At 62.4% G+C, this 22540-nt stretch carries 25 protein-coding genes; 13 read left to right on the top strand and 12 right to left on the bottom strand.

Annotated features, from left to right (window positions below):
• Nucleotides 1-39: 39 nt before the first annotated feature.
• The 3 genes from lspA to EFR00_RS21890 are packed head-to-tail and all read right to left on the bottom strand — an operon-like array spanning nt 40 to nt 2494.
• Nucleotides 40-543 (bottom strand): signal peptidase II, encoded by a 504-nt coding sequence (gene lspA / locus EFR00_RS21900; protein WP_039617555.1) that lies wholly within the window; start codon nt 541-543, stop codon nt 40-42.
• The gene (locus tag EFR00_RS21895) at nt 540-1400 is read right to left on the bottom strand and encodes a TrmH family RNA methyltransferase (RefSeq protein WP_077991200.1); all 861 of its coding nucleotides are present in this window, start codon (nt 1398-1400) and stop codon (nt 540-542) included. The genes lspA and EFR00_RS21895 overlap by 4 nt, the downstream gene beginning before the upstream one ends.
• Nucleotides 1397-2494 (bottom strand): class I SAM-dependent methyltransferase, encoded by a 1098-nt coding sequence (locus tag EFR00_RS21890; protein WP_077991199.1) that lies wholly within the window; start codon nt 2492-2494, stop codon nt 1397-1399. The genes EFR00_RS21895 and EFR00_RS21890 overlap by 4 nt, the downstream gene beginning before the upstream one ends.
• Before the next feature lie 347 nt (nt 2495-2841).
• Here EFR00_RS21890 and EFR00_RS21885 point away from each other — a divergent pair, with 347 nt between their 5' ends.
• Together EFR00_RS21885 and EFR00_RS21880 are read left to right on the top strand one after the other, a co-directional pair.
• Nucleotides 2842-3297 carry an SRPBCC family protein gene (locus EFR00_RS21885; RefSeq protein WP_077991198.1) on the top strand — a complete coding sequence of 152 codons (456 nt, stop codon included), beginning with the start codon at nt 2842-2844 and terminating at the stop codon, nt 3295-3297.
• Between the two features lie 53 nt (nt 3298-3350).
• A complete protein-coding gene (locus EFR00_RS21880; RefSeq protein WP_077991197.1) occupies nt 3351-3785 on the top strand; it encodes a GNAT family N-acetyltransferase in 435 nt (144 codons plus the stop codon).
• A 16-nt stretch (nt 3786-3801) separates the two neighbouring features.
• Here EFR00_RS21880 and EFR00_RS21875 read toward each other — a convergent pair whose 3' ends face one another.
• The 3 genes from EFR00_RS21875 to sppA form a co-directional block, all read right to left on the bottom strand.
• Nucleotides 3802-4134, bottom strand: coding sequence for a LapA family protein (locus EFR00_RS21875; RefSeq protein WP_009987670.1), 333 nt, complete (start codon nt 4132-4134; stop codon nt 3802-3804).
• 138 nt (nt 4135-4272) lie between these two features.
• Nucleotides 4273-4572, bottom strand: a complete 300-nt coding sequence (locus EFR00_RS21870) for an integration host factor subunit beta (protein ID WP_003544934.1) — start codon at nt 4570-4572, stop codon at nt 4273-4275.
• Nucleotides 4573-4601: 29 nt separating this feature from the next.
• Nucleotides 4602-5552 carry a signal peptide peptidase SppA gene (gene sppA, locus EFR00_RS21865; protein ID WP_038686520.1) on the bottom strand — a complete coding sequence of 317 codons (951 nt, stop codon included), beginning with the start codon at nt 5550-5552 and terminating at the stop codon, nt 4602-4604.
• Nucleotides 5553-5775: 223 nt separating this feature from the next.
• On the opposite strand from sppA, the gene lptC reads away from it, so the two are divergent.
• The 6 genes from lptC (at nt 5776) to ptsN (ending at nt 11360) form a co-directional block, all read left to right on the top strand.
• Nucleotides 5776-6441 (top strand): LPS export ABC transporter periplasmic protein LptC, encoded by a 666-nt coding sequence (lptC, locus tag EFR00_RS21860; protein ID WP_038686522.1) that lies wholly within the window; start codon nt 5776-5778, stop codon nt 6439-6441.
• Between the two features lie 14 nt (nt 6442-6455).
• Nucleotides 6456-7088, top strand: a complete 633-nt coding sequence (locus tag EFR00_RS21855) for an LptA/OstA family protein (protein WP_038686524.1) — start codon at nt 6456-6458, stop codon at nt 7086-7088.
• A gap of 37 nt (nt 7089-7125) precedes the next feature.
• Nucleotides 7126-7902: an LPS export ABC transporter ATP-binding protein gene (gene lptB, locus EFR00_RS21850; RefSeq protein ID WP_038686526.1), complete on the top strand. Its 777-nt coding sequence runs from the start codon at nt 7126-7128 to the stop codon at nt 7900-7902.
• Between the two features lie 205 nt (nt 7903-8107).
• Nucleotides 8108-9667, top strand: coding sequence for an RNA polymerase factor sigma-54 (gene rpoN, locus EFR00_RS21840; RefSeq protein ID WP_077991195.1), 1560 nt, complete (start codon nt 8108-8110; stop codon nt 9665-9667).
• A gap of 579 nt (nt 9668-10246) precedes the next feature.
• A complete protein-coding gene (gene hpf, locus EFR00_RS21835) occupies nt 10247-10822 on the top strand; it encodes a ribosome hibernation-promoting factor, HPF/YfiA family (protein ID WP_003570772.1) in 576 nt (191 codons plus the stop codon).
• A gap of 73 nt (nt 10823-10895) precedes the next feature.
• A complete protein-coding gene (gene ptsN / locus EFR00_RS21830; protein ID WP_003570770.1) occupies nt 10896-11360 on the top strand; it encodes a PTS IIA-like nitrogen regulatory protein PtsN in 465 nt (154 codons plus the stop codon).
• Nucleotides 11361-11434: 74 nt separating this feature from the next.
• On the opposite strand, the gene EFR00_RS21825 is transcribed toward ptsN, so the two are convergent.
• The 3 genes from EFR00_RS21825 to EFR00_RS21815 all read right to left on the bottom strand — a co-directional run bounded on the left by EFR00_RS21825 (nt 11435) and on the right by EFR00_RS21815 (nt 16277).
• Nucleotides 11435-13774, bottom strand: a complete 2340-nt coding sequence (locus EFR00_RS21825) for a methyl-accepting chemotaxis protein (protein ID WP_077991194.1) — start codon at nt 13772-13774, stop codon at nt 11435-11437.
• A 294-nt stretch (nt 13775-14068) separates the two neighbouring features.
• Entirely contained in the window at nt 14069-14968 is a 900-nt protein-coding gene (locus EFR00_RS21820) for a ribokinase (protein ID WP_077991192.1), read from the bottom strand.
• Nucleotides 14969-15053: 85 nt separating this feature from the next.
• On the bottom strand, nt 15054-16277 hold the full coding sequence (locus tag EFR00_RS21815) for a DNA recombination protein RmuC (RefSeq protein WP_077991190.1): 1224 nt from the start codon (nt 16275-16277) through the stop codon (nt 15054-15056).
• A gap of 299 nt (nt 16278-16576) precedes the next feature.
• On the opposite strand from EFR00_RS21815, the gene def reads away from it, so the two are divergent.
• The 5 genes from def to truA all read left to right on the top strand — a co-directional run bounded on the left by def (nt 16577) and on the right by truA (nt 19596).
• Nucleotides 16577-17092, top strand: a complete 516-nt coding sequence (def, locus tag EFR00_RS21810; RefSeq protein WP_009991320.1) for a peptide deformylase — start codon at nt 16577-16579, stop codon at nt 17090-17092.
• A gap of 65 nt (nt 17093-17157) precedes the next feature.
• A complete protein-coding gene (locus EFR00_RS21805; RefSeq protein ID WP_009991317.1) occupies nt 17158-17418 on the top strand; it encodes a FitA-like ribbon-helix-helix domain-containing protein in 261 nt (86 codons plus the stop codon).
• The gene (locus tag EFR00_RS21800; RefSeq protein WP_077991188.1) at nt 17415-17834 is read left to right on the top strand and encodes a type II toxin-antitoxin system VapC family toxin; all 420 of its coding nucleotides are present in this window, start codon (nt 17415-17417) and stop codon (nt 17832-17834) included. The genes EFR00_RS21805 and EFR00_RS21800 overlap by 4 nt, the downstream gene beginning before the upstream one ends.
• Before the next feature lie 20 nt (nt 17835-17854).
• Entirely contained in the window at nt 17855-18790 is a 936-nt protein-coding gene (gene fmt, locus EFR00_RS21795) for a methionyl-tRNA formyltransferase (protein WP_077991187.1), read from the top strand.
• Nucleotides 18790-19596 carry a tRNA pseudouridine(38-40) synthase TruA gene (gene truA / locus EFR00_RS21790; protein ID WP_077991185.1) on the top strand — a complete coding sequence of 269 codons (807 nt, stop codon included), beginning with the start codon at nt 18790-18792 and terminating at the stop codon, nt 19594-19596. Before fmt ends, truA begins: the two co-directional genes overlap by 1 nt.
• Before the next feature lie 17 nt (nt 19597-19613).
• Here the strand turns inward: truA and EFR00_RS21785 are convergent, their stop codons facing one another.
• From EFR00_RS21785 to dapD, 3 genes are all read right to left on the bottom strand, one after another.
• Complete coding sequence (locus tag EFR00_RS21785; RefSeq protein WP_009989997.1) at nt 19614-20210, bottom strand: hypothetical protein; 597 nt, start codon at nt 20208-20210, stop codon at nt 19614-19616.
• Nucleotides 20197-21390 carry a succinyl-diaminopimelate desuccinylase gene (gene dapE / locus EFR00_RS21780; RefSeq protein ID WP_077991183.1) on the bottom strand — a complete coding sequence of 398 codons (1194 nt, stop codon included), beginning with the start codon at nt 21388-21390 and terminating at the stop codon, nt 20197-20199. The genes EFR00_RS21785 and dapE overlap by 14 nt, the downstream gene beginning before the upstream one ends.
• A 99-nt stretch (nt 21391-21489) precedes the next feature.
• Nucleotides 21490-22350, bottom strand: coding sequence for a 2,3,4,5-tetrahydropyridine-2,6-dicarboxylate N-succinyltransferase (gene dapD / locus EFR00_RS21775; RefSeq protein WP_077991182.1), 861 nt, complete (start codon nt 22348-22350; stop codon nt 21490-21492).
• Nucleotides 22351-22540 lie beyond the last annotated feature (190 nt).

Below are 22540 nucleotides of genomic sequence, written 5' to 3'. Positions count from 1 at the left end.
GAGGCCCGTTCCGAATGCCTTCAGGAATTCGATAAGATTTTAGCGGCCGGCCTTTTTCGGCAGCAGCAGCTCGTCGAGAATGACGCAGGCCGCACCGATGGTGATGAAACTGTCGGCGAGATTGAATACCGCGAAGGACCAGCTTTCGGTGTAAAAGAGGATGTAGTCGATCACATGCCCGTAGGCGAAGCGGTCGATCAGATTGCCGATCGCGCCGGCGATGATCAGCGCGTAACCGAGATGGGCGAGCCAGCGGTCCTTGGCGGTGCGATACCACAGCCAGATGACGAAGGCGACGATGATGAGCCGCATGCCGACGATGAACCAGCCGTCCATGCCCGACAACATCGAAAAGGCGACGCCGAGGTTATAGGTGCGGTAGAGCGCCAGCATCGGGATGACGGGCACTACCTCCTGCAGCGGCAGGTAGTGGTCAACGGCGATCTTGACGATCTGGTCGATCAGAACGGCGGCGACGATGAAGAAGAAGATCGGCGCCGGACGCGAAAACAGCGCGGGGCGCACATAGGTCTGTTCAGTCATTTGCCCTCGGCAAGTGAGAGGAGATGGCGGCGCGCCTCGAAAAGCATGACGGCGGTGGCAACGGCGAGGTTCAGGGAATCGGCGCGGCCCTGCTGCGGAATGCGGGCAAGCGCGTCGGCCTCTTTGGCGAGCTGCTCGGGCAGGCCGGATTGCTCGTTGCCCATCAGGAGCACGATCGGCTTCTTCCGGTAGTCGATGGTGCGGTAATCGACCGCGCCGGCAAGATGCGTCGCGACGACGGCAACGCCGGCTGATTTCCGCCAGGCGAGGAATTCCTCCGGCGTTGCGCGTGCGACCGGCACGGCGAAGACCGAGCCCATGGTGGCGCGCACGGTCTCGAGCGAGAAGGGATCGGTTGCCTCTCCGACCAGAATGACCCCGGAAGCCCCGGCTGCATCCGCTGTGCGGATGATGGTGCCGAGATTGCCGGGATCGCGCACGCGGTCGAGCGCCACCCAGGTTTCGCCCTCCCTGGGTCGGATGTCTTTGAGCGGCTTCCAGCGCTGGTCGAAGATGCCGACCACCATCTGCGGATTGTCGCGGCGGGTGATCGAGCCGATCACCTTTTCGCTGACTTCAAGCACCAGCCCGCCCGAGGCGACGGTCTTGGCCGCCATCTGCTCGACCAGCGGCTTGCCCTTGGCGGCCTTGGCGTAGACCAGCGTGCGGATCGTCCAGCCGAGTTCGATCGCATCGATGACGAGCTTCAGCCCTTCTGCGAGGAAAGTCCCGCTTTCCTCCCGCGACTTCTTGTTCGTCAGCGCCTTGATATCCTTGATGATCGGATTGGCGAGCGAGGTGACTTCCTTCACCTGGCCGACCCTGCGCGGTCCCTGATCGTGGAAGTCCTTGCTCATTTCGGCACCCAGCGGGAAAAGAGGGAGGTGGAAAGTGCGCGGCCCGGCGTTTTGCCGTCGAGGCCGGCCTCGCGGATCACCAGCTCGCCGGATTCGACCGCGCCGCCCGCACCCCGCATCGTCTCGCGCATCAGCTCGTGGATCGAATAGAAGCTGGCGCGGATCGAATAGGCAGTCAGCACGAGGCCGGCCGCCTTCGGTGACAGGATCGCGCGGCAGACATCGAGCATCAGCGGCAGATGCTCGAAGAGATGCCAGACTTCGCCATTGGGGCCGCGGCCGAATTTCGGCGGATCGGTAAGAATGATGTCGTACTGGCTGCCGCGGCGCTCCTCGCGCAGGATGAATTTCATCGCATCCTCGCAGATCCAGCGGATCGGCAGCTTTTCCATGCGTCCGAGCGCCTGGTTTTCGCGTGCCCAGCCGATCGCCTTTTTCGAAGCGTCGACATGGGTAACCTCGGCGCCCGCCGCGGCGGCGACCAGTGAGGCGACGCCGGTATAACCGAAGAGGTTCAATACCTTCAGCGGTCGGCCGGCTTTTTCGACCTGGTCCTTCATCCAGCTCCAGTGGACGATCTGCTCGGGGAAAACGCCGACATGGCGGAAGGAGGTGAAGCGGCCGAGGAAATCGACGCCGAGCAGGTTGAGCGGCCAGGTCTCGCCGAGTGCGGCCTTCGGGAAGCGCCAGCGGCCGGTGCCTTCCTCATCGGTATCGCCGGTAAAGACGGCATCGACCTTTTCCCAGACATGAGAGGGCAGCGAAGGCTGCCACAGCGCCTGGGCCTCCGGCCGGATGATGCGATAGGGGCCGTATTGCTCGAGCTTCTCGCCATCGCCGCTGTCGATCAGGTGGAAATCGCCGGCGCCGAGCGAGTCGAGAATGACAGGTACGCGCTCGGCCGGACGTTCGCCGCTGCGCGCCGTCAACGGACGCTCGACGGCGGCAGGCACGGCAGCTTCGCGCACCGTCTCGCGGCTGGCCGCAGGCCGCGCAACCGGCTTCGGCGGCCGTCCGCCCCGGTCGTCCCTGCGGCTTTCGCCGGAAGGACCGGAGGTTTTCTTCTGGCCCGGCCGGCGTTCTCTTTGTTTCAACGTGCTCTTCCGCGTCTCTATCGGGGTATGTTGACGGGGCTGCGTCCTCTGCCGCACCCTTTGAATTATGCAGTAGCCTAGAAAACCGTGCCGGATCAACTGCGTGTCGGCGCGGGCGTCTATTTCAAGCCGTCTGAGGCGCGCGTAGTCAAAATATCAGCATAGCTTTGACTGGACGTGCATGCGCGGAAGGGCAGCGGACACGGACTGCGGCTCAGGATGAGGAGCCTTAGAGAATGCCGCGCCGCCTATTGCCTGCTCGGGATTGGCAGATAACATTCCTCTGCGCCTTGGCAAAAGGCCTTCCCACTGGGATAAGATAGGCGAATCGGAGATAGGGCTGTCGAATGGATTTCACCGGCGAAGAACGCATCGCCGCGCCGCGGGACGTCGTCTGGGCGGCGCTCAACGATCCCGAGATCATGCGCGGCTGCATTCCGGGCTGCCAAAATATCGAGCGGCTGTCGCCGGAAAACTTCGAGGCGACGATCAAGGTCAAGTTCAGCCTGCTGTCGGCTACTTTCCATGGGCTGCTGACGCTTTCCAATGTCGATGCGCCGAGAAGTTATACGCTGTCCGCCGAAGGCAAGGGTGGTCTTGCCGGCTTCGCCAGGGGAGCCGCCGATGTCGTGCTCGAAGAGCGGGGCGCGGAGACGATCCTGCATTACCGGGGCAGGGCCGAACTCGGCGGCAAGCTCGCCCAACTCGGCGCGCGCCTGCTCGATTCGACCTCGCAAAGGCTGGCCGAAGGTTTCTTCTCCGATTTCAATGCCGCCGTCGTTGCAAAAATGGTGGCCGATTGAGTGCCGTTCGCTGTGAACTTGGCGCCGGCAGGAGCTTGGTTTAAGGGCTCATCATGACGTGGACCATCAGGCCACCGCGGGCAGAAGACCAGGACATGCTCGCGGATATCTATCTGTCCGTTCGGCGCCAGACATTCGTCTGGGTCGATCCCGGCAAATTCCATCGCGAGGATTTTGCCGCCCATACCAGTGGCGAAACGATCCTCGTCTGCGAGCATGCCGATGGCAGACTTGCCGGCTTCCTGTCGCTCTGGCCGGAAGACGATTTCATCCACATGCTTTACATAAGAGCGGAATTCCAGGGTCTCGGTGCCGGCAAGGCGCTGCTGCAGGCGCTGCCGGAATGGCCGCAACATAAATACCGGCTGAAATGCCTGGTGAACAACCGGCGAGCGAAGGCCTTCTACCTCTCGCACGGTTTCCAGGTGACCGGCAACGGCGCGTCGCCGGAGGGGGATTATGAGGAGCTGAGCTTCTTGCCGGTTTGACGCGCCGGCAACAACATTACCGCGACGGCAGCTGGCCGGCGATATCTTCGGCGCGCGTCCGGTGGCGGTCGGCCTCTCCCTGCCAACGAATGGCTTCCTTGGCCTCTGTGCGGGCCCGTTTGCGGTGTTTGCCCTGGGTGAACCAGGTGGCGGCAGAGCCGATCAGCATGCCCGCGATCAGCGCGATGAACAGGAAGACGAAGAAGGGCGCCGAAACCGCAAGCACCGAATCGTCAGGCCGGAACGGATTGAAGGCGAGGGTGACGCTCTGCCGGTTGGCGACGCAGAAGACGATGAGAATGACGCCGAGCGGCAGCAGAATCAAGAGGTTGACGATCTTCTTGGCCATTTGAGGTCTCCATGCGCGGCGTTTTGTATCTACGCATCGGCCCGAAAATCGCTTCCGATTTTCGGGCCGATGCGTCAGCAGAATAGGAAAACCGCCGTCGAGTTCAAGTGCGGTTTCGCCGCAGACAGCCTGCGCTGCTCAATCCTCTTCGTCGGCCTGGCCGGGATTGAGCCGCTCGCGCAGCTCCTTGCCGGTCTTGAAAAAGGGAACCCACTTCTCCTCGACGAAGACGGTATCGCCGGTGCGCGGGTTGCGCCCGGAGCGGGAGGGGCGGTTCTTGACCGAAAACGCGCCGAAGCCGCGCAATTCGACGCGGTTGCCCGCGGCCAGTGCATCGGTGATCTCGTCGAGAACCGCGTTGACGATGTTTTCGACGTCGCGGTGATAGAGATGCGGGTTGCGTGCCGCAACAATCTGCACCAGTTCGGATTTGATCACAGTCGCCCCCTTAAATTATTGATTTCTTATCAATCGTGGCCAACCTGCCAAACTGAAAGCAGCCCGTCAAGAAGCAACTTTGGGGGTAGGATTCCATTAATATCCTGGCCTTTGACGAGATCATCATAACCGAGGATCGTAATCAACCGCGAAACAGCCCCAGCGAGCAGAAAGGGCGTGTTGCTCTTCTTGTCCCAGTCCACCATCGGCAGATCGGCATCGACGCCGCGGGACTTGAGATAGGCGCGGATTTCGGGCTCGCCGCCGATCGTATCGATGAGCTTCGCCTGGAGTGCCTGCCGGCCGGTAAAGATCGTGCCGTCGGCGAGCTTCAGCGCCTCCTCTCGCGGCAGCTTGCGCCGGTCGGCGACCAGGTCGACGAACCAGTTGTAGCTGTCGACCACCATGTTGCGGATCATCGCCTTGGCTTCCTCGCTCGCCTCGTGGAAGGGCGAGGGCTCGGCCTTCAGCGGCGAGGATTTGATCTCCTGCAGCGACACGCCAATCTTGTCGAGCAGCGGCTGGATCTGCGGATATTGAAAGATGACGCCAATCGAGCCGGTGATCGAGCTGTCGCCGGCAATGATCGTATCGCCGGCAGTGGCGACCATATAGCCGGCCGAGGCGGCAAGCGTGCGTACGTCCGAGACGACGGGCTTCTTGGCCGATATGGCACGGATCGCCTTGAAGATTTTTTCGCCGCCATAGGTCGTGCCGCCGGGCGAGGAGATCGAAATTACCGCTGCCTTCACCTGATCGCTGGTCTCGACCTTCTTCAATCGCTCCAGAAGCTCGTCGTCATCGACGATCAGTCCGGAGATCGTCACATGGGCGATATGCGGGCGCTCGGTTCCGGCACCGCCGAAGGCGAAGCCGTAGAAGGCCAGACCAAGCGCCACGACGAGGGCCACCGCGACGATGCGCCAGAAGCCGAGCTTGCGGCGCAGCCGCCGGCGATCGGCGATGATCGAACTGTCCATGAGGTACCTCCAGCACTGGCCCGGCGTCGGCATGGCGCCGGTCGTCGGTGAAATAGATGGCAGCGGCGCGTACGAATGCCACTTTTTAATGTTTTTCCATTTTGTTGCTTGTTGCAGAAAAAATTCCATATTGGCAAGCCAATGTAATAATGCGAAACGAACTGTGATTGGCGGCCGGCTTTGTTACGAAGGCGCGGCGATCACCGCACATGGAACGAGACCTATGCTCGATACCCTGAAGAACAACGGACAGGCCGCCTATGCGGGCTCCGGCAGGAGCGCCTATGGCGACGCGTTGTTCCATTCCGCCCGGGTGCGGCGGCTGAAGATCCTGCTGCCGGTGGCGGCCCTCATCGTCGCCGCTGGCCTCACGGCGGTGGCGCTGGTCAGCATCTACCTGCCCGAAAACGTCAAGTTCGAAGGCGCCAAGATCGAGAACGGCAAGGTCGTGATGGAAAAGCCGGCGATCGCCGGCCGCAATTCCGACGGCATCAACTATTCGATGCTCGCCGAACGGGCGCTGCAGGATATCCGTAATCCCGATTTCATCACGCTGGAGACCATCAAGGCCGCCGTGCCGATGAATGACGGCCTGATCGCCCGCGTCGTCGCCTCGACCGCCGATTACAACCGCGCCACCGACAATCTGCATATGACGGCTCCCTTCACCCTGGTGCTGAGCAGCGGCCTCAACGCGCAATTCCAGTCCGCCCGGCTCGATATCAAGGGCGGCAACATGCGCAGCGACGACCCCGTCACCATCACCAAGGATAATGCCTCCATTGTTGCGAAGACGCTTGAGATAACAGATAAGGGGCGGGTGATCACATTCGAGGGGAATGTTCGCATGAATGTCGATCCATCCACCATCCATAAACAGGGCACCTAACCAGCCGGGTCACCATGACAAAAGATTGTCGCATTTCAGCTTGCAAGACTGGCGTAGCATTCATTGCCGGCGCATTTGCCCTTATTCTGACGGCCGCGGGCGCGGGCGCACAGTCGACGACCATGTCGGGCATGAAGCTTTCCAACGACCAGCCGATCCAAATCGAAAGCGATAAGCTGGAGATCCACGACCAGGAGCACACGGCCCTTTTCACCGGCAATGTCAAGGTCGTCCAGGGCACAACAACGCTGCAGTCCGGAAAGATGACCGTCTATTACAAGGACAAGGCGGCAAAGCCGGGCGCCGACGCGGCGGCGCAACCCGAAGCCAAACCGGAGCAGTCGGCCTCGCTGGCATCGGGAAGCGCCGATATCGACAAGATCCTGGTGACGGACAAGGTCTACCTGGTCTCGGGCACGCAGACGGCGACGGCTGATGACGGCAGTTTTGACATGGCCGCGCAGACGTTCATCCTCACGGCGGACCAGGGAAACAAGGTTATTCTTTCGGATGGGCCGAACGTCTTCACCGGCTGTAAGCTGACCGTTCATATGCAAACCGGCCGGGCGGAGCTTGAAAGCTGCGGCGGGCGTGTCCAGATTCAGCTCGATCCGAAATCGCAGCCGAACTCGCAGAAGCAGAACTGAACCGGCCTCCCACGTGAAATTATCATCGCTATCCACCATGTTCGGCCAGCCCGAGCCACAAGCTGCGGGTGCCGCCGACAAGAGTCGCTATCAGGGAACGCTGATCGCCCGCGGTCTGACGAAGACCTATGCGACGCGTCGCGTCGTCAACGGCGTTTCTCTGGTGGTGCGCCGTGGCGAGGCCGTCGGCCTTCTCGGTCCGAACGGTGCGGGCAAGACGACCTGTTTCTACATGATTACCGGCCTTGTGCCGGTGGATGAAGGCACGATCGAAATCGACGGCAACGACGTCACGACCATGCCGATGTACCGCCGCTCCCGCCTCGGCGTCGGTTATCTGCCGCAGGAAGCCTCGATCTTTCGTGGGCTGACGGTGGAAGAAAACATCCGCGCCGTCCTTGAAGTGCATGTCAAGGACAAGGCCGAGCGCGAGCAGAAGCTGAACGAGCTGCTGGAGGAATTTCATATCCAGAAGCTCAGAAAGAGTGCTGCCGTCGCTCTTTCCGGCGGCGAGCGCCGCCGTCTCGAAATCGCCCGTGCGCTGGCGACCGACCCGACCTTCATGCTGCTCGACGAGCCATTTGCCGGTGTCGACCCGATCTCGGTCGCCGACATCCAGAACCTCGTCCATCACCTGACGGCGCGCGGCATCGGTGTTCTCATCACCGACCACAATGTGCGCGAGACCCTCGGTCTCATCGACCGCGCCTATATCATTCATGCCGGCGAAGTGCTGACCCATGGCCGGGCGAACGATATCGTCAATAATCCGGAAGTGCGCCGGCTCTATCTCGGCGACAAATTCAGCCTCTGACGCTGGATCAGGCTGATTTTGGGCTAAAACGGCCTGAAATCGGCATCCGTCATGCTCTCGCCGGCGCGGAAATTCACCTTGTCGCTTAGTTCCGCTTGACCAAATGAGATAAAAAAGCAATTTTTGGGCCAACTGGATTTCCGTGGCCCGAGGCGTTAACTGGACGCGGTTTCCCGGAGGAATTGAGGGGAGTTTCGCGTCCGTCATGGCACTGTCCGCCAATCTTTTCCTGCGCCAGAGCCAGTCCCTGGTGATGACGCCGCAACTGATGCAATCCATCCAGTTGCTGCAGATGACGCATTTCGAGCTTAATCAGTTCATCGCCCAGGAAGTGGAAAAGAACCCGCTGCTCGAATTCCCGTCTAACGACGGCGAAGCGGGTGACGAACGGGGTGCCGGCGAGGACGAGCCGTTCGGCCAGCCGCCGGAAGATGCCGGCTCTGACGACGGCGCCGACAATCGCGCTGAGGCGCTCTCCAGCGACTGGTACGACAATGGCGGCAGCGAGAGCACCGGCCGGCTGAACGACGAGCTCGACGCCAATTATACCAATGTCTTTCCCGATGACGGCGGCCCGCAGCGCCTCGATGCGCCCGAGCTTGTCGGCCAGTGGAAGTCGATGCCGGGCAGCACCGAGGGCGCCGATTATGATCTCGACGATTTCGTCGCCGGCCAGCTGTCGCTGCGCGACCATCTCGCTCAGCAGATCCCCTTCGTCCTGCCTGACATGACCGACCGGTTGATCGCGCAGAATTTCATCGATCAACTCGACGATGCCGGCTATCTCCAGACCGATCTCGTCGAGACCGGCGAGCGGCTCGGCACGAGCGTCGAACAGGTCGAACACGTGCTTGCCGCCCTCCAGACACTCGATCCGCCGGGTGTTTTCGCCCGCAGCCTGGCCGAATGCCTGGCGATCCAGCTCAGGCAGAAGGACCGCTACGACCCTGCCATGCAGGCGCTCGTCGACAATCTCGAACTGCTGGCGCGGCGCGATTTCGCCACGCTGAAGCGGCTCTGCGGCGTTGACGAGGAAGACCTTCTCGACATGCTCGGTGAAATCCGCCAGCTTAATCCGAAGCCCGGCAGCGGCTTTGAGGCGGGTGTTTCCGAAGCGATCATGCCCGATGTCGTCGTCAGGCCCTCCGCGGACGGCGGCTGGTTGGTCGAGCTCAATCCGGATACGCTGCCGCGCGTGCTGGTCAACCAGTCCTATTTTTCGCGCGTGACCAGGAACGGTGAGGATCATGCCTTCCTTTCCGAGTGCCTGCAGAGCGCCAACTGGCTGACGCGCAGCCTCGATCAGCGGGCAAAGACGATCATGAAGGTGGCAAGCGAGATCGTCCGCCAGCAGGATGCCTTCCTGCTCAACGGCGTCGACCACCTGCGGCCGCTGAACCTGAAGACGGTGGCAGAGGCGATCAAGATGCACGAATCCACCGTCAGCCGCGTCACCTCGAACAAATACATGCTGACGCCGCGCGGCCTTTTCGAGCTCAAATATTTCTTCACAGTGTCGATCAGCGCCGTCGAAGGCGGCGACAGCCATTCGGCCGAGGCTGTGCGTCACAAGATCCGCGCCCTCATCATGCAGGAGAGCCCGGACGCGGTGCTCTCCGATGACGATATCGTCGACATGCTGAAGAAGGGCGGCATCGATCTCGCCCGCCGCACGGTGGCGAAATACCGGGAAGCGATGAACATCGCCTCCTCGGTCCAACGCCGCCGCGAGAAGCGGGCGCTGGCCAAGGTTGCGGGCTTCTGACGCGGGTCTCATCCAAGTGCCGGGCTCGGTCGGAACCGCATCGCCAGCCGTCCGAATTTGGTGGACTCGCTGCACGGCGTTGATTCTACTGGTATCAGACGTTTCTCAGCGTTTAGACAATTCAATTGTCACTCTAAGAGATCGCCGCCCGCCACCAACCGGGTCGAGCCGCGGCCTCGACCCCGGTGGGTTAGGGTGAGGGGCAGCCGTCGACGCCAGCCGGCCAGCAGTGATCACCGCCATAATGTTACCCGTAAGGCGGCACAGCTTAAGCGCGAAGCGTTGAAAGCCACCTAAGCGGTGATCGGCGTGGGGCGCCTGTCGGCAAGGAATCCTCCGCACGTTTCCCGCGCATCGGCGCAGGCGATTTTCCGCCCTATTGACTTTTTGGTAAGCTCTGGCTAGAAGCCCGCCGCAATCGACGCCGTGAGCGCCTTTTGAAGTTATCCCCATCATCCCAAGGGCACCGAGGGCCCGCAGGCCCACGCCGATCTTGCTTGAGATTGCGCGAAGTGCTTGGATGAACCTGAGGCTTGGCGTAAACTGATACCCGCAAACGACCATAAGAAGGGAAACTCCATGAGTGTGCGTGTATCCGGGAAACATATGGAAATTGGTGAATCGTTCCGTCAAAAGATCGAGGACCAAATTGGTATGGCCATCACGAAATACTTCGACGGGGGGTATTCCGGCCAGGTGACCGTGGAAAAGGCGAGTTCTCGTTTCTCGGCAGACTGCAAGCTTCATCTCGACAGCGGGGTGGTGCTGCATGCCGCCGGCGAAGCAACCGATCCGCAGCTTGCCTTCGACGCCGCTTCCGAGCGCATCGAGAAGCGTCTGCGCCGCTACAAGCGCAAGCTGAAGGACCATCATGCCGGAAACCACCTGAATGGTTTTGCAGAAGTCTCCTACACGGTCATGGACTCCGTTCCTGATCACGAGGATGAAATTCCCGACGATTTCGCCCCGGCGATCGTCGCTGAAAGCACGAAGCAGCTGAAGACCATGTCGGTCGCCACCGCCGTGATGGCGCTCGACATGACCGACGAGCCGCTTCTCCTGTTCCGCAGCCCCGGCAAGGAACATCTGAACATTGTTTACCGTCGCCACGACGGGAATATTGGCTGGATCGATTCGGCCAATATCAAAGGCTGAGATCAGGGCGGTAAGCGGCGGTATCGCCGCCGCTTCCCCGCACATCTGATCCCGGCGACAGAAGGAAAAAGAAATGGCATTGGCAGATTTGCTCCATCAGGATGCGATCATTCCCGCCCTCAGAGTAAATTCCAAGAAACAGTTGCTTCAGGAATTGGCGGCAAGAGCCGCAAGGATCACCGGGCTCTCCGAACGGGAGATCTTCGACGTCATCCTGCAGCGTGAACGCCTGGGCTCGACCGGCGTCGGCAACGGTATCGCCATTCCCCACGGCAAGCTGGTGAACATTCATTCGATCGTCGGCATCTTCGCCCGGCTGGAGCAGCCGGTCGATTTCGAGGCGCTGGACGACCAGCCGGTCGATCTCGTCTTCCTGCTGCTGGCGCCGGAAGGCGCCGGCGCCGATCATCTCAAGGCGCTGTCGCGCATCGCCCGCGTCCTGCGTGATCACGATCTCGTGGCAAAGCTGCGCGCCACCGATTCCGCCTCGGCGATCTACGCCTTCCTCAACGAAGAGCAGACCTCGAACGCGGCCTGAACTGCGTCTATTCCTGACAAAAAAGGCGCCTGATTTCGCAGGCGCCTTTTTTCATTATAGACGGAACGGAACGATCAGAACTCTTCCCAATTGTCCTGCGCCAAGGCGGCGGAGCCGTGCGATGGCGCGGCCGGTCGGCGGGCTGCCGGGGCTGCGGTCCTGGGCGAAGCGGCTGAGGTTGCCGGCGCGCGCATCTGCTGGGCGACGGCGGTGAGCTGAGCGGCGTTGCCCGAACCGGAGACCCGGAAGCGTGTGGCGAGCGCTTTCAGCGTCTGTGCCTCGTCGTTGAGCGCTACGCTGGCGGCGGTTGCTTCCTCGACCATCGCCGCGTTCTGCTGCGTCACCTGGTCCATCTGGTTCATGGCCTGGTTGATTTCCTTCAGCCCCACGGCCTGTTCGCTGGCGGAGGCCGAGATCTGCCGGATGAGGTCGTTGATGCCCATCACCTGTTCGGCGATCTTGTGCAGCGTGCCGCCGGCGCGCCCGACGAGATCGACGCCTTCCTTGACCTGGACGGCCGAGGTGTTGATCAGCGTCTTGATCTCCTTGGCGGCGTTGGCCGAGCGCTGGGCGAGTTCGCGCACTTCCTGGGCGACCACGGCAAAACCCTTGCCGGCCTCACCGGCCCGCGCCGCTTCGACGCCGGCATTCAGCGCCAGCAGATTGGTCTGAAAGGCGATCTCGTCGATGACGCCGATGATCCGCGATACCTCCGTCGAAGACTGTTCGATCCCCTGCATCGAGGCGATCGCCTTCTGCACCACTTCGCCGGACCTTTCGGCGTCCTGGCAGGCGAGGCTGACGTTGTCGGCCGCCGTTCGGGCATTATCGGCGCTGGAATCGACCTGCGCGGTGAGCTCGTTGAGCGCGGCCGCCGTCTCCTCCAGGCTTGCCGCCTGCTGTTCGGTGCGCTTGGCGAGGTCGGACGCGCTGTTGCTGATCTCGCCGGTGCCGGAGCCGATATTGGCGACGCTGAGGCTCATGGTGTTGATGGTCTCTTCGAGGCTAGCAAGCGCCGCGTTGAAATCCTGCTTCAGCTTGCCGTATTCGCCGGGGAAGTCCTCGGTGATGCGGTGGCCGAGATTGCCCCGCGACAGCTCGGAAAGGCCGGCGCCGACGATCGAGACGATACGGCGCTGCAGCGACACCGATTCCTGGCGTTCCGATTCCGAGCGGCCGCGCTCGGCCTCCGCCGCCTGCCGCTCTCTGGCAGCCTCGTCTTCGAGGCGCCTTGTATCGGCGAGCGCAAAGCGGAAGCCTTCGAGCGTCTTGGCGACCGAACCAACCTCGTCGCTCCGATCCTGAGCTGCGACCGGCTCCTCATATTGGCCGTCGCTCAGCGCCTTGACGCTGGCCACCAGCCCGCCGAGCGGCCGCTGAACGAGGGAACGGACGGCGAAATAGAGCGCAAGCATAACCGCGCCGAGCACGATCAGGCCGTTGATGATCATCATGTAGGTCTGGTCGTTAACCGGCGCGTTTATCGCGGTGTGCGGGACATCGACGAGCACGACCCAGGTGGCGTTGACGCCGGGAACGGCGAAGGGATAGACGACGCGGTCGAAGGGATCGAGGCCGTCATAGGCGAGGTTCCTGACGAGGCCGGGCTGCTTGTTCGACAGCGCCGCCTTGACGACGTCGGCGCCTTCGCCGTCATATTGCTTGGTCATCAGGTCAGGGGTCGGGGCGACGATCCAGTTGCCGGCCTGCGACAGCAGCGTCACGCGGCCGGAGTCGAAAGGATGCAGCGCCTGCAGCTTGTCGGTAAGCGACTTCAGCGAAATGTCGACGCCGGCGAGACCGATCATCTTGCCGCCCGCCGTGACGGGATAGGCGATCGAGGTCAGCAGCGTCGGGACATCGGTTCCCTCGGCAAGGTAAGGCGTGGTGATCGCGCCCTTGCCGCTGTCGGCGGCGAGCTTCCACCATTCGGCGGTATAATCATTGTCGAAGGTCGAGTACTGGACGCCGCCATCCTTGGTCTTCGACCAGTAAGGCGTGAAGGCGCCGTTCTTGTTCGTGCCTTCGTCATTATTGTTGGCGATTTCGGTGGTCTTGCCGTCGAGCGCGCCGAGCTGCTCGCAGAACCAGCTGCCGAAGGCGAAGGCGTTCTGCTCGAGATTGGCCTTCAGCACATTGATCATGCCCTTGCGGTCGAGCGACTTGCCCTCATGGCCGCGGCCGATCACGCCCGACATAGTGCGCGCGGCACTGGCGAGTTCGCCGACATTGGCGGCGATTTCGTTGGCGATCGATTTCGCCTCGAGGTTGGCCTGATCCATCGTCAGCGTCTGGACGCGATCCCGTGTCTGGCCGATGAGAAAAAAGTTCGAGACGATGAGAACAAGCGCGATGGCGATGCCGGTGATGACGAGAAGTTTCGCCGCAAGCGATTTCATGCGAAAAATAAACATGGGGTCCTCGGGCAAGGATACGCCGAACGGGCATTCTCCGGCGATAGGAGCGAAGGCATCGCCCCGTCATGGAGCAGCCGCCTGCAGCGGCGCGCGTCTTTCAAGACACCACGTGACGCTGCAGCACTTTGAACTGGCGGCCGGCTGCAAAAACGAAGGGCGCCGGCGACCATGAGGAAGATCGCCGGAAATACCTTAAATTTGAATGAAACTCGAATGGTCGAGGCAAGGAAAGCCGCAGAAATTCCCTTAAAACTAACGGGTTTTCTCGGCGGCTTCGCAAAGAGACTGAAACTATATTCTGTCCGCGACGTCCTTGCTTGACGGGATCGAAGGCTGCGCCCCCGCCTTGAGGCATGCGAGCGAGCCGGCGACGGCCGCGCGGCGTAGCGCCGAGGCAAAATCGAGGCCTTCGTCGAGGCTGGCGGTGAAATAGCCGCAGAAGGTATCTCCCGCACCGACGGTATCGACAGGTTCGATTTTCAGGCCTTGCGCCCTGGAAATAACGCCGTCGCGAATGGCGATGACACCATCACCGCCGAGTGTGACGATCAACGTCTGGCCGGTCTCCTGGTGCAGGCGGTGAAGGGCCGCCTCGCGTGCCTCGGCGTCCATGCCGTCCTGTCCGGCGAGCCGCTCGAACTCGGTTTCGTTGGCGATGACGATATCGGCCAGGCGCCCGAGACGCGGCGCATCGGCAATCAGCGGCGCCAGGTTGAGGATGCTGGTGACGCCCTTGGCGCGGGCAGCCGAGAGTGCACGTTCAACGGCATCGACCGGCACTTCGAGCTGCAGCATGAGGATATCGCCTTCGCTCATCTTGCCGACCGCGGTCTCGGCATCGGCAGCCGTCACCCGGCCGTTGGCGCCGGGGACCACGGCGATCATGTTCTCGCCATCGCCGCCGACGAGGATCAGCGCCGTGCCGGTGGGGCCGTCGACATGTTTGACGAGGGAGAGGTCGGTTCCGGCGTCATCGAGCAGGGCGAGCGCGTCGGCGGCAAAGCCATCCTTGCCGACGGCGCCGACCATATGCACATAGCGGCCGGCGCGCCGCGCCGCCAGCGCCTGATTGGCGCCCTTGCCGCCGGCGGCCGTGGCAAAGCTATTGCCGGCCACCGTCTCGCCGGGCTTCGGCAGGCGGCCTGTCGTGGCGATGAGATCCATGTTGATGGACCCGAAAACTGTGATCATGAGGATGTCCCGTCCTTTGGAACATGCCGGCGACGTCATGCTCCAACTCTTGTCTGAAATGCGCGGCAGACACTGCCCGAAGCGGTCACTCCTCGTCAACCACCCGAAGCTTGAGAAGACCGGTGCGGCTTTCCACCGATTTGGCCGGGGCTTCGTCGTCGCGGGCCGGCCTGATATCGCCGCCCGCCTCGAATTCCAGCGCTTCGATCTTGGCGCCGCGCCTGGTCAGCTTGTCGGCCGAGGTGACCACCATGTCGATATCCTTCTGCGCCATGGCGAAATGGCCCTGCAGCTTGCGCACCCGCTCGTCGAGACGGCCGAGATCGTCCATCAGGGCCGCGACCTCGCCCTGGATCAGATGCGCCTGCGCCCGCATGCGCTGGTCCTTCAGCACGGCCTGGATGACCTGGATCGACAGCATCAGCAGCGACGGCGAGACGATGACGATGCGCGCCCGGTGCGCCTTCTGCACGACCGGCTCGAAATTTTCGTGGAGTTCGGCAAAGATCGATTCGGACGGCACGAAGAGAAAGGCCGTATCCTGGGTTTCTCCCTGGATCAGGTATTTCTCGGCAATATCCCTTATATGGATTTCCATGTCGCGGCGGAACTGCTGACCGGCGAGCTTGCCGGCCTCGGGGCTGCCGGCGTCGCGAATGGCGTTCCAGGCTTCGAGCGGGAATTTCGCGTCGATGACGAGCGGCGGCGCGCCGTTCGGCATGCGGATCGTGCAATCCGGCCGCGAGCCGTTCGACAGCGTCTGCTGGAAGGCATAGGCGCCCATCGGCAGGCCGTCGGCGACGATCGTTTCCATCCGCGACTGGCCGAAGGCGCCGCGCGTCTGCTTGTTGGAAAGAATGGCCTGCAGCCCGACCACATCCTTGGCAAGCGTCTGGATATTGTTCTGGGCGGCATCGATGACGGCCAGCCGCTCCTGCAGCCGCTGCAGGTTCTCATGCGTCGATTTGGTCTGCTCGGTGATCGTCGAGCTCATGCGCTGCGACATGCCATCGAGGCGTTGGTTGATCGACTGATTGAGTTCGCTTTGCCGCGCGCCGAAGACCTCGGCCATGGCGGTGATGCGGCCCTGCATCTCCGCCTGGATCTTCAAAAGCTCGGCCATGCGCATCGCACTCTCCCTGGCGCGCAGATCCGCCTCCTCCGCCTGTTCGCGGCGAAGGCCGGCGGCGCGCAGAAAAAGCACGATCACCAGCAGGATGAGGGCTGCAAGAACGCCGCCGGCCAGCGCCAGCATGGCCGGGCTGATGGAGGCGACGGAAGCTGCGAGCGATTCGGAAGTGACGGTCATGGCGCAACCATAACAGAAGATGCGGCAAGATATAGATCAAAACGTGAACGCAACCGGCGATCCTCAATATCTTCCGAGGCCGCGCGTCTTGTTCGCAAAGCCGAAAATCGCGGCCGAGGTGGAGAACCTGATCGCGCTGCGCAGCGCTTCCGGGCAAGGCCGGACGGCCGTTCGGTCATTGCTGCCCGCCGGGCGGCGTGAGACAAATATGGCGGAATTCCGGGCGGGGATGCAAAAAACAGCAATCCCCGCCTGCCGGATAATTCCATAGTGGGAAAAGATGGGTTATGGGAACGCCCATGACCATCAAGCCACTCATCATTCTTCCCGATCCCATTCTCCGCCAGCTGTCCCAGCCGATCGAGCGGGTGGACGCCGACCTGCAGCGCCTTGCCGACGACATGCTGGAAACCATGTACGACGCGCCGGGCATCGGTCTTGCCGCCATCCAGATCGGCGTGCCGCGCCGCATGCTCGTCATCGATGTGTCGCGCGAGGGCGAGGAAAAGCAGCCGCAGGTCTTCATCAATCCCGAGATCGTCAAATCCTCCGACGAACGCTCGGTCTATGAGGAAGGCTGCCTGTCGATTCCCGATTATTATGCCGAGGTCGAACGCCCGGCTGTCGTCTCGGTCAAATATCTCGACCGCAATGGCAAGGAACAGACGGTGGAAGCCGACGGCCTGCTCGCCACCTGCCTGCAGCACGAGATCGACCATCTGAACGGCGTGCTGTTCATCGATTATATTTCGCGGCTGAAGCGAGAGATGGTGATCAAGAAGTTCACCAAGGCGGCGAAATCCAAGACGCTCTGAGCGTTGCGTTGAAAATGATTCGACAAAGCATTATGATATCGTTGATATCATAATGGAGGTGCCGAATGGGTGACCTGCTTATTCGCGATGTTCCAGACGCAATGAAGCGGCAACTTCAGGAAAGCGCGCAGCGTAATGGCCGCAGCCTTTCGGAAGAGGCGATCGAAATCATCCGCCGGCAGATTGCGGTCGGGCGTTCGGGGGCTTCCGCCGGGCAGCGCCTGCGCTCGCTGATGAGCGATGAAAAGTTAAGCGATGAGGAAGTGGAAGCTATCGCCGCATCTCGTCACGAACACGACCGCGAACCGCCGCGCTTCGACACATGATCGTCCTCGATACGAATGTGATTTCCGAGTTGCAGGGGAGGACCCATAGCGAGCGGATATTGAGCTGGCTTGATGGTTACGACGTCGAGATGCTTTTCCTGACGACGATCGCCGTCGCTGAAATGCGCTATGGTCTTGAACTTCTTAATGACGGCAGGCGGAAGGCAACATTGATATCCGACTTCAACAGGATCGAGTCGGAATTTGCCGGCCGCGTGCTCGGTTTTTCCCTGAGCGCGGCCAATCGTTACGGCCTCCTGGCCGCGCAGCGCAGGAAGGCGGGACGGCCGATGGAGACCAAGGACGCGATGATCGCCGCCATCTGCCTTGCAAACGGCGCCACGCTCGCCACCCGCAACACCAGAGATTTCGAGGGGCTTGATCTCAAGCTCGTAGACCCGTTTGAAGACGGTTGATCCTCAATTGGCGAGATAGAATGTCTCTTAGCATCATTTTCATGGGAACCCCGGAGTTTTCCGTTCCGACCCTGCGCCTGCTCGTCGACGCCGGCCACAGGATCGTCGCCGTCTATACGCAGCCGCCGCGGCCGGGCGGGCGGCGCGGGCTCGATCTCCAGAAATCGCCGGTGCATCAGGCGGCCGAGCTGCTTGGTCTCCCGGTCTTCACGCCGGTCAATTTTAGGGATGCGGAGGAGCGCGAGAGGTTTGCCGCGTTCAAGGCCGATGTCGCCGTCGTCGTCGCCTACGGGCTGCTGCTGCCCGAGGCGGTTTTGAACGGCACTCGCGACGGCTGCTATAACGGCCATGCCTCGCTACTGCCGCGCTGGCGGGGTGCTGCGCCGATCCAGCGGGCGATTATGGCCGGCGATGCAAAGACCGGCATGATGGTGATGAAAATGGACAAGGGTCTCGATACCGGCGCCGTCGCCCTGACCCGTGAAGTCGAGATCGGCCCGAACATGACGGCTGGCGAATTGCACGACCGGCTGATGCAGGTCGGCGCCAAGGCGATGGCGGAAGCCATGGTGAAGCTTGAAATGAACGACCTGCCGCTGACGCCGCAGCCGCAAGACGGCGTGCTTTACGCCGCCAAGATCGACAAGGCCGAGACGCGCATCGACTTCGCAAGAGATGCCAGGGATGTGCACAATTATATCCGTGGCCTGGCGCCATCCCCCGGCGCCTGGTTCGAGCTTGAGATCGGCGGCAGGCCGGAACGGGTAAAGGTGCTGGGCTCGGAGCTGGCTGAGGGGCAGGGCGCCGCCGGTGAGCTGCTGACGGACGATCTCGTCGTTGCCTGTGCTTCCGGCGCGGTGCGGCTGACCAGGCTGCAAAAGGCAGGCGGCAAGCCGCTCGCCGCGGCCGATTTCCTCCGGGGCACGCCGCTTGGCGCAGGCACGAGGCTCTCCTGATGCCGCGTTACCGCATGACCGTCGAATATGACGGCGGCCCCTATGTCGGCTGGCAGCGGCAGGAGAACGGTCCGTCGGTGCAAGGTGCGCTCGAAGCCGCGGTGCTGTCGTTGACCGGCGAGACCGTTTCGGTCCGCGGCGCCGGCCGCACCGATTCCGGCGTCCACGCCATGGGACAGGTGATTCATGTCGATCTTTCCAAGGAATGGTCGCCCTATCAGCTGCAGAATGCGCTGAATGCGCATCTGAGGCTTGCCGGCGAGCGCGTCTCCATTCTCGACGTCGAGGCGGTTCCCGAATTCTTCGATGCCCGCTTCTCGGCGCTCCGTCGCCATTATCTCTACCGTATCGTCAGCCGCCGGGCGCCGCTGGCGCTCGAAGCCGGCAAGGCCTGGTGGGTGCCGAAGACACTCGACCATGAGGTCATGCATGCCGCCGCCCAGCGACTGGTCGGCCGGCACGATTTCTCCACCTTCCGCTCCGCCCACTGCCAGGCAAACAGCCCGGTGCGCACCCTCGACCGGCTCGACGTGACGCGCAGCGGCGCGCTGATCGAAATCCGCGCCACCGCGCAGAGCTTCCTCCACAACCAGATCCGTTCCTTCGCCGGCACGTTGAAGCTCGCCGGCGAAGGCAAGTGGACGCCCGACGATGTCGAGGCGGCGCTCGAAGCGCGCAACCGCAAGGCCTGCGGCCCGGTGGCGCCGCCCGACGGGCTTTATTTCCTGCAGGTGGATTATCCCGAGGTGATCACCGACCGCCGCAGGCCGCTCACTGACACCGATGACGGTGACGATCTATCGTAGAGCCTCCGCGTCCCGGCTCATGCGGGATAGATGCCGAGGAAGTGCTGCAGATATTCCGAAAGGATCATCGACGGCACCAGCAGCACCAGCGTCAGCGCGCCGACCATCAGCGCGTGATCATGGCAGATCATCCGGAGGATTCGTGCCAGCGCGAAGACCTGCGCCAGCATGAAGGCGAGCAGCAGCAGCGAGACGAGGCCGACGGTGCCGGGCAGGAAGAACACCAGCGCCAGCAGCAGGCCGTTGATATAGGAGAGCGGCACGCCGAGCCAGTTGACGCTGACGACGACGGGGGCGAAGCGCTCGCCCATGCGGAAGGCCAGCAGCAGCAGCCCGGCAAAGACCAGCGGCACGAACCAGTTGGCGACCTCGACGAGGCCGAGCCTGATAAAGAAGGCAAAATCGACGTCGGCTTCCGGCGGCATCGACCGCAGGAAGGCCTGTCGCCACCACAGCCAGGAAATACCCATCGGCGGCAGGCACCAGGCCATCGCCCAGAACGATCGGTTGACGCCGCGCTCCGACAGATCGAGGAAGCGGAAGCCGCGCGGATCCATCCGGATCAGCAGCCACAGGCCGGCCAGATAATACTGGACTTCCTTAAGACCCGGCATGGGCGAACCAGCGGTCGATGAAGGTCTCGTAGATCGCCGTCAGCGTCTCCAGATCGGCAACGGCGACACGCTCGTCGACCATGTGCATCGTCTGACCGACCAGGCCGAACTCGACAACCGGGCAATAGTCCTTGATGAAGCGGGCATCGGACGTGCCGCCGGTGGTCGAAAGCGCCGGCGACCGGCCGGTGACGCTTTCGACGGCCGAAGACAGCGAGGCGATCAAAGCATTGTTGCGGGTGAGAAAGACGTGGCTCGGCCGGTCGGCCCAGACGATATCGTATTTCACCGGCTCCCGGCCCGGACGCAGTTGACCGTCGCCTGCGGCGGCATCGAGCCGCCGCAGGATTTCCGCACGCAGCGTGTCGACCGTCCAGCTGTCGTTGAAGCGGATGTTGAAGCTTGCCGATGCCTTTGCCGGAATGACGTTGGTGGCAGGATTGCCGACATCGACCGTCGTCACTTCGAGGTTCGACGGCTGGAAATCGTCGGTGCCGCCGTCGAAGGGCGGATCCATCAGCGCCTGCGTCAGCTGGACGATGCCGCGCACCGGATTGTCGGCGAGGTGGGGATAGGCGGCGTGGCCCTGCACTCCGTGCACGGTGATCCTGCCCGACAGCGACCCGCGCCGGCCGATCTTGATCATGTCGCCGAGCCGGTCGGGATTTGTGGGTTCACCGACCAGGCAGGCGTCCCAGTGCTCGCCGCGCTCAGCCGCCCATTGCAGCAGCTTGACCGTGCCGTTGATCGCCGGACCTTCTTCGTCGCCGGTAATCAGCAGGGAGATCGAGCCGGCCGGCTCGCCGTTCTTTTCGATATGGCGGGCGACGGCTGCGACGAAGCAGGCGATGCCGCCCTTCATGTCGACGGCGCCGCGGCCGAAGAGCTCGCCCTTTGATATCTCGGCGGCAAACGGCGGATGTGTCCAGGCGCCCTCGTCGCCGACCGGCACGACGTCGGTGTGGCCGGCAAACATCAGGTGCGGGCCGTCGCGGCCGAGGCGGGCATAGAGGTTCTCGATATCGGCTGTGCCCTCTTCGCGTGCCGTCACCTTGTCGACCGTAAAGCCGAGCGGCGTGAGCATGGCGTCGAGCGCCGCGAGCGCGCCGCCTTCGGCGGGCGTCACGGACGGGCAGCGAATCAACGTCTGGAGATTGGCGACGGGGTCGGTAGCGGTCATGGCGTCGAACTATCCGGCGGGAATGGCAAAGACATGGCAAGGCGGAGCCGCCTCGCGTAAAAGAAGCCGTCTGTTTACCGGATCAATGTGCCGGTGTCATCAATCTCTGAGCAGCTCGTTGATGCCGGTCTTGGAGCGGGTCTGTTCGTCGACGCGCTTGACGATAACGGCGCAGTAGAGATGCGGCGCCGGCTGGCCGTTTGCCATCGTCGCATTGGCCGAAGCCATCGAACCGGCGACGACGACCGAATAGGGCGGCACTTCGCCGTACATCACCTCGCCGGTGGCGCGGTCGACGATCTTGGTCGACTTGCCGATGTAAACGCCCATGCCGAGAACGGAGCCTTCACGGATGATGCAGCCCTCGACCACTTCGGAGCGGGCGCCGATGAAGCAATTGTCCTCGATGATCGTCGGGCCGGCCTGCATCGGCTCCAGCACGCCGCCGATGCCGACGCCACCGGACAGATGCACATGTTTGCCGATCTGTGCGCAGGAGCCGACGGTCGCCCAGGTGTCGACCATCGTGCCTTCGCCGACATAGGCGCCGAGATTGACGAAGGACGGCATCAGGATGGCGTTCGGCGCTATATAGGCCGAGCGGCGCACGACGCAGTTGGGAACGGCGCGGAAGCCGGCGGCGCGGAACTGGTTCTCGCCCCAGTTTTCGAATTTCGAGGGAACCTTGTCCCACCAGGTGGAATTGCCGGAGCCGCCCTTGACCACCTCCATGTCATTGAGGCGGAAGGACAGGAGCACCGCCTTCTTGAGCCACTGATTGACCCTCCAGATGCCGTCGGTGCCGCGTTCGGCCACGCGGACCTTGCCGCCATCAAGCAGATCGAGCGCCGCGTCCACCGCATCGCGGACCTCGCCCTTCGTCGACATGTTCACATTGTCGCGATTGTCGAAGGCGGTTTCGATGGTTTTTTCGAGGGATGCGAGGTCGGTGGCGCTCATGAGAATTCCTTAAACTTCGATCTCTATCGTGGAGACGCCGAAGTCTCCTGAAATGCGATCGGTGTGGGTATATCCTGCTCTATAGCATGCACCCGTAGAACGGAATGATTTTTCCGACAAGATCATATCTGGTTTCAAGGCGTTATAGCGACATATCCGGCAGTTGATGCTGGCAATACTGAAAGGCATT

The organism is Rhizobium sophoriradicis, from assembly GCF_003939025.1.
GTDB lineage: Bacteria > Pseudomonadota > Alphaproteobacteria > Rhizobiales > Rhizobiaceae > Rhizobium > Rhizobium sophoriradicis.
Note: the sequence above shows the minus strand (reverse complement) of the source record. Positions and strands in the feature narration are given on the sequence as shown.

What these genes read in the sequence shown, in the direction of transcription:
- truA (WP_077991185.1), top strand. Translation starts at nt 18,790, where the DNA reads ATGCCGCGTTACCGCATGACCGTCGAATATGACGGCGGCCCCTATGTC.
- dapD (WP_077991182.1), bottom strand. Translation starts at nt 22,350, where the DNA reads ATGAGCGCCACCGACCTCGCATCCCTCGAAAAAACCATCGAAACCGCC.
- sppA (WP_038686520.1), bottom strand. Translation starts at nt 5,552, where the DNA reads ATGGACAGTTCGATCATCGCCGATCGCCGGCGGCTGCGCCGCAAGCTC.
- def (WP_009991320.1), top strand. Translation starts at nt 16,577, where the DNA reads ATGACCATCAAGCCACTCATCATTCTTCCCGATCCCATTCTCCGCCAG.
- lptB (WP_038686526.1), top strand. Translation starts at nt 7,126, where the DNA reads ATGTTCGGCCAGCCCGAGCCACAAGCTGCGGGTGCCGCCGACAAGAGT.
- EFR00_RS21825 (WP_077991194.1), bottom strand. Translation starts at nt 13,774, where the DNA reads ATGTTTATTTTTCGCATGAAATCGCTTGCGGCGAAACTTCTCGTCATC.
- fmt (WP_077991187.1), top strand. Translation starts at nt 17,855, where the DNA reads ATGTCTCTTAGCATCATTTTCATGGGAACCCCGGAGTTTTCCGTTCCG.
- rpoN (WP_077991195.1), top strand. Translation starts at nt 8,108, where the DNA reads ATGGCACTGTCCGCCAATCTTTTCCTGCGCCAGAGCCAGTCCCTGGTG.
- EFR00_RS21875 (WP_009987670.1), bottom strand. Translation starts at nt 4,134, where the DNA reads ATGGCCAAGAAGATCGTCAACCTCTTGATTCTGCTGCCGCTCGGCGTC.
- ptsN (WP_003570770.1), top strand. Translation starts at nt 10,896, where the DNA reads ATGGCATTGGCAGATTTGCTCCATCAGGATGCGATCATTCCCGCCCTC.
- hpf (WP_003570772.1), top strand. Translation starts at nt 10,247, where the DNA reads ATGAGTGTGCGTGTATCCGGGAAACATATGGAAATTGGTGAATCGTTC.
- lptC (WP_038686522.1), top strand. Translation starts at nt 5,776, where the DNA reads ATGCTCGATACCCTGAAGAACAACGGACAGGCCGCCTATGCGGGCTCC.
- EFR00_RS21895 (WP_077991200.1), bottom strand. Translation starts at nt 1,400, where the DNA reads ATGAGCAAGGACTTCCACGATCAGGGACCGCGCAGGGTCGGCCAGGTG.
- EFR00_RS21785 (WP_009989997.1), bottom strand. Translation starts at nt 20,210, where the DNA reads ATGCCGGGTCTTAAGGAAGTCCAGTATTATCTGGCCGGCCTGTGGCTG.
- EFR00_RS21855 (WP_038686524.1), top strand. Translation starts at nt 6,456, where the DNA reads ATGACAAAAGATTGTCGCATTTCAGCTTGCAAGACTGGCGTAGCATTC.
- EFR00_RS21820 (WP_077991192.1), bottom strand. Translation starts at nt 14,968, where the DNA reads ATGATCACAGTTTTCGGGTCCATCAACATGGATCTCATCGCCACGACA.
- dapE (WP_077991183.1), bottom strand. Translation starts at nt 21,390, where the DNA reads ATGACCGCTACCGACCCCGTCGCCAATCTCCAGACGTTGATTCGCTGC.
- EFR00_RS21800 (WP_077991188.1), top strand. Translation starts at nt 17,415, where the DNA reads ATGATCGTCCTCGATACGAATGTGATTTCCGAGTTGCAGGGGAGGACC.
- EFR00_RS21880 (WP_077991197.1), top strand. Translation starts at nt 3,351, where the DNA reads ATGACGTGGACCATCAGGCCACCGCGGGCAGAAGACCAGGACATGCTC.
- lspA (WP_039617555.1), bottom strand. Translation starts at nt 543, where the DNA reads ATGACTGAACAGACCTATGTGCGCCCCGCGCTGTTTTCGCGTCCGGCG.
- EFR00_RS21815 (WP_077991190.1), bottom strand. Translation starts at nt 16,277, where the DNA reads ATGACCGTCACTTCCGAATCGCTCGCAGCTTCCGTCGCCTCCATCAGC.
- EFR00_RS21805 (WP_009991317.1), top strand. Translation starts at nt 17,158, where the DNA reads ATGGGTGACCTGCTTATTCGCGATGTTCCAGACGCAATGAAGCGGCAA.
- EFR00_RS21885 (WP_077991198.1), top strand. Translation starts at nt 2,842, where the DNA reads ATGGATTTCACCGGCGAAGAACGCATCGCCGCGCCGCGGGACGTCGTC.